The sequence below is a fragment of the Fructobacillus tropaeoli genome, from assembly GCF_001047135.2.
Lineage (GTDB): Bacteria > Bacillota > Bacilli > Lactobacillales > Lactobacillaceae > Fructobacillus > Fructobacillus tropaeoli.
Genome location: NZ_DF968081.1, coordinates 170,022 through 178,610, shown reverse-complemented (window position 1 = coordinate 178,610; position 8,589 = coordinate 170,022). Strand labels below are relative to the sequence as shown.

The 8,589-nt window shown below is 37.5% G+C and carries 7 protein-coding genes and 1 pseudogene; 6 read left to right on the top strand and 2 right to left on the bottom strand.

Annotated elements, in window-relative coordinates; genetic code table 11:
- The 3 genes from AOQ32_RS08665 to AOQ32_RS04925 all read left to right on the top strand — a co-directional run.
- A partial coding sequence (locus AOQ32_RS08665) for a DUF5906 domain-containing protein (protein WP_059393860.1) occupies positions 1-960 on the top strand: 960 nt, incomplete at its 5' end.
- A gap of 314 nt (positions 961-1,274) precedes the next feature.
- Positions 1,275-1,646, top strand: coding sequence for a hypothetical protein (locus tag AOQ32_RS04930; protein WP_242976720.1), 372 nt, complete (start codon positions 1,275-1,277; stop codon positions 1,644-1,646).
- Between the two features lie 163 nt (positions 1,647-1,809).
- Positions 1,810-2,934 (top strand): site-specific integrase, encoded by a 1,125-nt coding sequence (locus tag AOQ32_RS04925; RefSeq protein ID WP_059393858.1) that lies wholly within the window; start codon positions 1,810-1,812, stop codon positions 2,932-2,934.
- A 1,116-nt stretch (positions 2,935-4,050) separates the two neighbouring features.
- Here AOQ32_RS04925 and AOQ32_RS04915 read toward each other — a convergent pair.
- Entirely contained in the window at positions 4,051-4,569 is a 519-nt protein-coding gene (locus AOQ32_RS04915) for a helix-turn-helix transcriptional regulator (RefSeq protein ID WP_059393856.1), read from the bottom strand.
- Between the two features lie 170 nt (positions 4,570-4,739).
- Here AOQ32_RS04915 and AOQ32_RS04910 point away from each other — a divergent pair, with 170 nt between their 5' ends.
- Positions 4,740-5,975, top strand: a complete 1,236-nt coding sequence (locus tag AOQ32_RS04910) for an MFS transporter (RefSeq protein WP_059393855.1) — start codon at positions 4,740-4,742, stop codon at positions 5,973-5,975.
- 58 nt (positions 5,976-6,033) lie between these two features.
- Here the strand turns inward: AOQ32_RS04910 and AOQ32_RS04905 are convergent.
- Positions 6,034-6,288, bottom strand: a pseudogene (locus AOQ32_RS04905) (GNAT family N-acetyltransferase); the annotation flags it as partial.
- 430 nt (positions 6,289-6,718) lie between these two features.
- Here AOQ32_RS04905 and AOQ32_RS04900 point away from each other — a divergent pair.
- Together AOQ32_RS04900 and AOQ32_RS04895 are read left to right on the top strand one after the other, a co-directional pair.
- Complete coding sequence (locus AOQ32_RS04900; protein ID WP_059393854.1) at positions 6,719-7,126, top strand: MarR family winged helix-turn-helix transcriptional regulator; 408 nt, start codon at positions 6,719-6,721, stop codon at positions 7,124-7,126.
- Positions 7,127-7,136: 10 nt separating this feature from the next.
- Positions 7,137-8,489, top strand: coding sequence for an MFS transporter (locus tag AOQ32_RS04895; protein ID WP_059393853.1), 1,353 nt, complete (start codon positions 7,137-7,139; stop codon positions 8,487-8,489).
- Positions 8,490-8,589 lie beyond the last annotated feature (100 nt).

The following is an 8,589-nucleotide window of genomic DNA, read 5'->3' as shown; positions in this document are numbered from 1 at the left end:
CAAGCATCCCCGAATATCAACGCTTGGGGTGCATACCTGTTTGGCAATTCTTGGCAGTATCTCAAGGAGATTATCGGTTATGCTTTCATACCAGAACAACATACCTTTAACACCATTACAATTCTGTTAGATGAAACGGGTGGCAGTGGTAAAAGCTACTTTGTAGACAAGATTGTAAAGCCACTTATCGGGCAGGCTAACATCACAGCCAAGGACATTGACACGCTGACCGGTAGCAATGGTAAGAGTGCACGTTTTGGGACGGTTGACCTGATTGGGAAGTTGGCTAATATCCATCTAGATATACCAGATACTCGCATTGACATGCCAGACGCTCTAAAAACTCTATCAGGGGGAGACTTGGTAGAAGTCGAGGGTAAAGGATCGAACTCAATTAGTGTTGAGCTCTATGCCTTGCTCATCTTTGCAAGCAATAACAAGCCTAAGCTATCGGTTAGCTCTGCCTTAGTCCAACGTATGCACTTAGTGCCAGTAGTTGCGCCGAAAGTACGAGACAACCCGAAAGAGGCCAAGCACCGTGAAAGCTTGTGGAATGAGAAAGAGGCAATCAAAGAGCTAGGAGGTTTTGCTATTGAGTGCATTAGGGCCTTTCAAGAAGCCAAGGCCAATATGAGGCTGACGGTTAGTGATGAAATTGAAGAGGTCACGAAAGACTGGGCGAACAGTCAGGACTTAGTTAGCTCTTTCTTATTAGAAGCACGAAAGGAAACGCCAGAGGGATATACGGGTGGTGTATCAAAACAAGTAGCCTTTGCAAGGTTCCAAGATTGGTTAAGAGACAACAAAATTGAGTCAAAAATAAATAAACGGAGTTTTGACACAAACCTGACACAAAAAGGGATTTTAAGTACTAGAACCCGTCTTCATCCAGAGGGAGAAAGTGCTAACCCTCAATTTAGTTGGCTAGGTTTAGACCTCGAAAAGTACGATTTTGGGTAAATGTGTTGGTTTTTGTGTCAGAGCTCAACCGTCAAGAGAGCTCAAGAGGCGTCACTGTGTCAGAAATGTGTTAAAAGTTGAAATCTGAAACACCTTGTTACTCTAGGTCTTAACTATATTTTGTGTTAAAAGTGTCAGGTTTTGAGTACTCTGAAGACCTCAACTTTATAGAAAGGGGAGAAAAGAGAGAGGTAACACACCCCCTATAGAGCGGAGAAGTGGGAAAAAGCGGGCACAAATGACACGAAAAAGGATTAGAGCTTAGAGCAACAAGGGATACAGCGTTTTTTTACCTGACACAAATTAGACACAAGATGACACGAACAAGAAAGGGAAAAATGAATATTTTTATAGCGATATTGTTGGCCGTGATGGTTGGTGTTATCTTTTGCCAAAAGTGGCAAATAAATAAGTTTTATCAAAGCGCCCACTTTTTTAGATACTATGCCAAGCTACACGAAAATAAAGCAACCTATGCCGAAGAAGAGGCGGAGACATTTAGAGACCTGCTAAAACAATTAGGTTATGACGTGGATAGATTAAGCAACGGCGACAAAACAAGAAAGCCACTAACAGAGTCAGAGAAGTGGGCTATCTATGACCGTCACCAAAGACGGGAAGCGCGTTTAAAAGTTGCTGATGAAGAACTTGAAGAAGCTGAAGAGTTTTATACCGTGAACAGCTAAGAAAATATAAAAAATGTTGCATTGTGCAAAAGGTTAAACGGTGGCAAAATAAGGGGCGTGACGTTCATGGACTGTAAGTGACGGTCAAAACGCACGCCTTTTTTTCATGACATCCCCAAAAATTGCCTTTTGTACATAGCTAGGGTGCTATGGAGGCGACAACATGCAATTAAAAGAGGTTCAAACAAAGAAAGGCAAAGCGTGGGAAGTAGTCGGGTATTTGGGACTACAGCCCAACGGCAAAAGAAAGAAGGTACAAAAGCGAGGTTTTTCAAGCAAACGAGAAGCGTCGGCATGGTTTAACAACGAAGTAACGCTATTTAGCAACGGACAAAGTCAGTACAACGAAAAAGCCCCCAAAACAGTTTTTACTGTTCGAGAGCTTTATGAAATGTGGCTAGATGGTTACCAAAACACTGTAGAGGAAAGTAGCCTAGTAAAAGTATTAAGCTATTTTGACCTGCATATCTTGCCAACTTGGGGGAATACGCCAGTTAGTGAAATAACCCCGCTATATTTACAGCAATATCTTAACACAATGCAGGCTAAACTGATTAAGTACAAAAAAGTGGTTGGCTATTTTAATCAACTCACTAAGATGGCCGTTAAGATGGACATGATAGACGTTGACCCGTTCACTAAGGTGGATATGCCAAGAGAGCGCAAGAGCCAGCCGAAAAAGAAAGCCATGGACGCTGAAGAGTTCAAACGGTTTATCGAGGTGCTAGATGGCCAATACTGCCAGATCAACAGGCAGGCTTACACACTGTTGAGATTGGTAGCCGTCACGGGGATGAGAACGGAAGAAGTTCTGGCCTTGCAGTGGAAACATGTAAACTTTGATGGTGGTTATATCAACATAGAACAAGCGCTAGGCCGTGGTTTGCATGGTAACGGATACATCAAGGCCACGAAGTCAGAGACCAGCACAAGAACAATCAAGGTGGCTAGTGACATGGTTAGAAAGCTGGCGCAATGGTATAACTTAAGCAAGAATAAAGAGCCTGATAGCTTTGTTTTCAATAATAACGGCAAACCATTGCAACCGCTTCGGCCCAATAAGTGGCTACATGAGGTTAGTGATAGTTATAGAGTGGCTAACGGCATAGCCATGCACGGCTTGCGCCATACTTGGACAACATTAGCATTGGAACAAGGGGCAAGCGTGAAACAGGTACAGAGTTACCTAGGACATGCAGACGCCAATATCACGTTAAATGTTTATGCAGAAATTACCAAGAAAGCCAGCGAACAAACGGGCGAAGTCTTGAGCAATTTAATTAGTTAAAAAAGTAGAAGTAGCGGAAAAAGTAGCGGATAAAACTTAAAACGTTGATATGACTGGGCTTATTGGAGTCCCTTCTTCTCCATAGAAGCCTGCAACAGTAGGCATTAGTAGTCAAAAATCTTGAAAAGCACTACTTTAGCATTCAAGGAAAATCAAGAGAAATCATAGAGAATTAACCAAAATGGTACTTTTTTGGAAAAAGTGCTGATAGGTGACAGAAAAAGCTTACGATTCTAAATCGTAAGCTTTTTTGTTAAAAATGAGTTGATAGATTTTAATTTTTAAAAGATATAAAAATATTTGTGGTAATGGCTAGGGAACTAGCGCTTTTTGTTGATTTTAGGTTTTTTAATTAAGATACCATTTATAAAAAATACCGATAATTAAATTTAACATAACGTGCTTTATCGAAAATAAGAGCCCACAACCCGATGAGTATCAGGATTGTGGGCGATTTATGAATTTAACTAAAAAGCATTGGTATGCCTCTTAGAAAGCTGTTAGAGTGCCATTCTCTGATTGTGAAAAAATCAATTTTGAGAGCGTTGAGCTTTTGCGTTAATGGTCGCTAATATTGCCGTAAAAAGCCAAACAAGAACGCTTAAGAATTCATATTTATTATGAGTATGAATACTAATAAATATATTGGCGACTGTTACGAATGAGATTACTGCCAAAACCAAAGTATGATATTTGCGAAATAGATTGTACAAAGAGTTTCTCCTTTCTTTGGCTCATTCTTAATTATATCAAAAAGTGTTCCGGCAGTTTGTATAGTAATTATGATGGTTTAACCTTAACATTACTGACAAATGATTAGATAGTCGATTAAATTCTCTACTTCAAAAAGTTTTATTATTTGTTCGATGCAAACAAGCGATATTTATTCAGCATGTTATTAAGGTAATCACCCTTAATGTTTAAAACGGCTGTCAATGTAACAACAAGTATTAATGCTATTTTTATCATCATATCTATAAATGTAAAATTAGAATGCAAAATCATTCTAGTGAAAAATTTTATGGGAAAATTTAGAAATGCGAAAATCCATAAACAAGTATAAAAACGTATATTAGAAATTTCTATCAAATAAACAACGAATAGATAATAAAGATACTACAAACTTACGGCTTCAATAGTATTATAAAAGTCCATGCTAGCTGTGTTGAGTTCGATAGCAAAAAATAACACTAACATTGGAAGATATGATAGTAAGGTTGCTTTTAATAATGGCGACCGTTGAACGCGACAAAATGTTTGAATAAAAGTTACGACTAAAATAGAAGAGGCTAGTGGAATAAGTGACCAACTTAGCTTTCTACCGATCGTGAAATTAATAAAAAGCGTAATCATATTAGCTATCAAAAATAGTAAAGTACCATATTTATTCACTTTTTGAACTATTTTTTTTATTCTTAATTTTTTAACTACTAAGGCATAATTTCTATTTAGTAGTTCATCTAAAGAACAATTAAAAATACTGCTCATGATAACAGTGCTTTCTATATCTGGATAGCTTATTCCATTTTCCCAATTTGAAATAGTTTGTCGAGAGACATGGATTTGTTGTGATAATTCTTTTTGAGTCAAGCCATTCTTTTCACGATAAAATTTAATGTTATTTCCAGCCGTCATAATTACTCCTAATATTTAAATCGATACCTCATATTAATTTGTAAAGTGATTAATTTGCAAGACAAGAATATGGGCACGGACTTTTTGCCATTATAATTTGACATTTTAATTATAAAAAAATAATATTATTATAATTAATTATTCATAATTCATAATTCGGAGAGAAACACATGAATTTAGTGCAAAATAAAGCTTTTCGGTCTCTGTCTTTTAGCAGTTTGTTTGAAGTGATTGGGATTAGTTTCTTCAATATTGTTTTACTTCTTTTGGCTAAAAGTACTAGCACCCCTTCATTTTGGGTTGCTGCCGTTTCAATCGCAACTGTCTTACCAGGTGTTGCCTCTGCTTTTCTAGGGAAAATTTCTGGTAGTGTCCAGCATAAAACTCGTTGGATTATTACCTTGACATTATGTCAAAGTAGTCTGTTCTTCGTTTTAGCTGCTCTTTTCCATGGTAATCACAACTACATCGCCTTTGCCCTTATCATTAATATCGTTTCCGATATGGCTGGCATTGTGATTAATTTAATGAAAATGCCGATTATTCAAAATAAAGTTGAGGAAGATTTACAACAACAAGCAATGGGTATTTATCAAAGTATCAGTCAACTAATCCAACCGATTGGGCAGGCGATTGGTGTTAGCTACATCGGTTTCACTCATGATTATATGACGGGTAGTTTGTTAAATGGCGTAACTTTCTTGATTTCAGCGATTATTTTATCAGTTTCTCATAAGCACCTTGACTACCAAAGTCAGCAAGTTGATTCAGCACCGGGACAAGCACCAAAATCAATTAAGTTTAAAGAGGCTTTGCGGCTGTATGCCCGCGTTATCCAACTGCCTGTTTTCAATTCCATTAGCGCTATTATTTTAATCAATGCTCTTGGCGCTAGTATCGATGGCATTTTAAATTTGTATGTATTAGATACACCTTCGGCATCACCCTTTAATTTTGGTGTTACCATTTTGATTATTAATGTTCTTTTTGTTTTTGCCAGCATTGCTGGTGCCGTGATTGTAAACGATCCCTTTAAATCTCTTTCTTTTAAATCAATCATCACCATTGTGGGTGTGGCAATCTTTGCCCTTTATCTAACGTTAATTTTCAATTTAGGACTAATCTTTACACTCATTCTTTTAGCTTTGATTGCCTATTTAGCAGGTAAAATCAATCCTAAGATGTATGCCCTATTAATGAAAAATGCTGACTCATCCTCACTAAGTATCATCTTAGGAATTTTGAGTAGTATTTTAACGATTGCTACGCCATTTGGTACTATCATTTTAGTTGGTGGCTACCCGATTTTTGGTAAAAACATTATTCTGTGCATTTCTAGCGTGATGGCCATCATTGCGGCAATCATAATTCAAGTTGGGAAAGTACCCAAAGAAAACACTAAATAAAAGGTCACTACCCGAACCAGGTAGTGACCTCTTTTTTAATATATGCTATTCATTCTTTTTATTGATGACTAGCCAACCAGTCCTCTTGAAAGATAGCGTAGTGGTCAAAATCGACCCATTGACCATCATAGAAGATTTCATCTTTTGAAGCACCTTCCTTGACAAAGCAAGCCTTAGTATAGGCCTTTACAGCTCCTGCGTTGAAAGGGAAGACGGACAATTTCATTTTGTGCATGTTCAGATTGTTGAAACCATAGTCCAACATCAAGGACAGTGTTTCTTGGCCGTACCCTTTGGACAGGTCTTCTTCTTTTCAATCTCATATTGCTGCTGTTCTGAATCGTAATCGACTTCACAGTCGAATTTTTTAATTAGTACAGGAATCTCTTATAATGGTACGGCCCTTCCCATAATTAGACAATCTTGACACTGAAGCAAGGCGCAAGCGCGCAACAACAGGTATAGACTTCCTTGACTATACTGATGCAAAAACAACTTTGAATATCAATGTAGAAATAACTAACAAAATCAGGGAACAAACGTGCGCCACTTTGAACAATATTTTTATCTATCGATGTAAACAATTTTAATTTTTGTTATTCTCAATGACTCAACTTGAACTTAGACAATGCAGGTTAGCATAAATGTTTGCATGGACAAATAAAAAAATGCGTGATAAAATAATATTTCGTTAGTTAGGCAACTAACTATTTAAAAGACAGGAGTAAAAAATAGGAGGTATTATGGACGAATCAATAGGACGGCTGATTAAGATAGCCCATTCAAGGCTTAATTCGCAATTAGATGAGTTAGCAAAGCCATATGGACTAACCGGGGTCCAAATGGCTGTCATTGACTATTTACGTTCTAATTCGGATGAAGTGACGCAAAAAGATATCGAAAATGAGTTTCAAATACAAGGCTCTACGGTTACAGTGATGATTGATCGTTTAGAACATAAAGCGTTAGTTCAAAGAATTAAAAGCCTCAAAGATAAAAGAGTGAATGAAATCAAATTAACTGAAAAGGGACAGCAAATTTCCAATTTGGTTAAAAACTATATCCAAGATTATGAGCGAGATATTTTTTCTCAGTTCTCTGAAGAGGAAAACAAAACAATTTTAAAATTCTTACACTCATTTGAGAAATAACGGAGGAATGATGGAAAATCGGGAATTTGTATTAAAAAATAAGTTAGCAATTGTTGCTGCAGCCATATTGGCTGCAGGGGGCGTCATGGTTGAAACGGCCCTTAATGTGACCTTTCCGGCTTTAACAAAAGTCTTTAACATCTCATTAAATGATGTTCAATGGGTTACCACCGCTTATTTGCTAGCAGTGACTGTTACGATGACGATTAGTTCATATTTAACTAAGCGATTTGGTAACAAAAATGTTTGGATTGGCGCTAATGCTGGTTTTATTTTAGGAAGTATATTGGCCGGGTTTGCTCCATCATTTTCATTTCTATTACTTGGGCGAGTCTTAGAAGGGGTATCAGCAGGTTTGGCGATGCCATTGATGTTCAATCTAATTTTGACCTTGGTACCTTTTGACAAGATTGGTACCTGGATGGGAATTGGATCAATGGTTATTGGTTTGGCACCATCAATTGGCCCTACGTATGGTGGAGCATTGGTTGAAAGTTTGGGTTGGCGTTCAATCTTTTTCACGTTATTGGTAATTCCAGCCCTATCAATCTTGATTGGAATCGCAACGATACCAGCTCATAGTGAGACGAACGAAAACTTGTCATTTGATTTTACTTCATTCTTCTTACTCGCTTTCGCTTTGATTGCAGGTATCTTAACGGTTAACCAATTAGAATCTGGTTCGGTTAACTACGTTTTGTTAGTATTGACAATCATTGCACTGTTCCTCTTTATCAAGGTTTCACTTAATAGTAAGAAAACTTTCTTAAATATTCACTTGTTTAAGGTACCGTCTTTTACTTTGCTATGGATTCCGGTTATTCTTTACATGTTTGCTAACCTAGGATTGGGATTGTTACTACCTAATTATCTTCAGTCAGTAGTACACTCAAGTAGTTTACTAGCAGGCTTCTCATTACTTCCAGGGACGTTTATTGGTGCCCTATTAACACCTTTGTTTGGTTCGCTCTATGACCGAATCGGATCAACAAAGTTACTTTTTGCCGGTAATATCCTCTTTGCATTAGCATTATTAGCTATGTCTTTGTGGGCTAAAAACTTGACGTTTATGACGATTGTGCTTACTTATACGCTGTTTACTATTGGGCGAACAATGTCCTTTAGTACTGGAATGACCGCAGCATTGGTTGATGTCTCACCAGAAGAACAAAGCGATGGAAATGCGATTATTCAGGCTGGACAAATGTTCATGGCTGCTGCTGGAACAACTGTTGCAGCATTGTTTGGTTCTAGCTCGGCAGGACTTGCAAGTGGAATGCAAGGATTTATGTGGTTGTTGTTTGTTATTTCCCTATTAATTTTTGTCATGTTTGCTGTACAGGCAAAAAAGGCACAAAAATAAAATTGATAAATCAGCTCATCAAATGATGCGTGGTTTACGACAACATGAGCCTCAGAATGAAGACAATATTCTGGGGCTTTTATGATGAGCAAACTGGCGA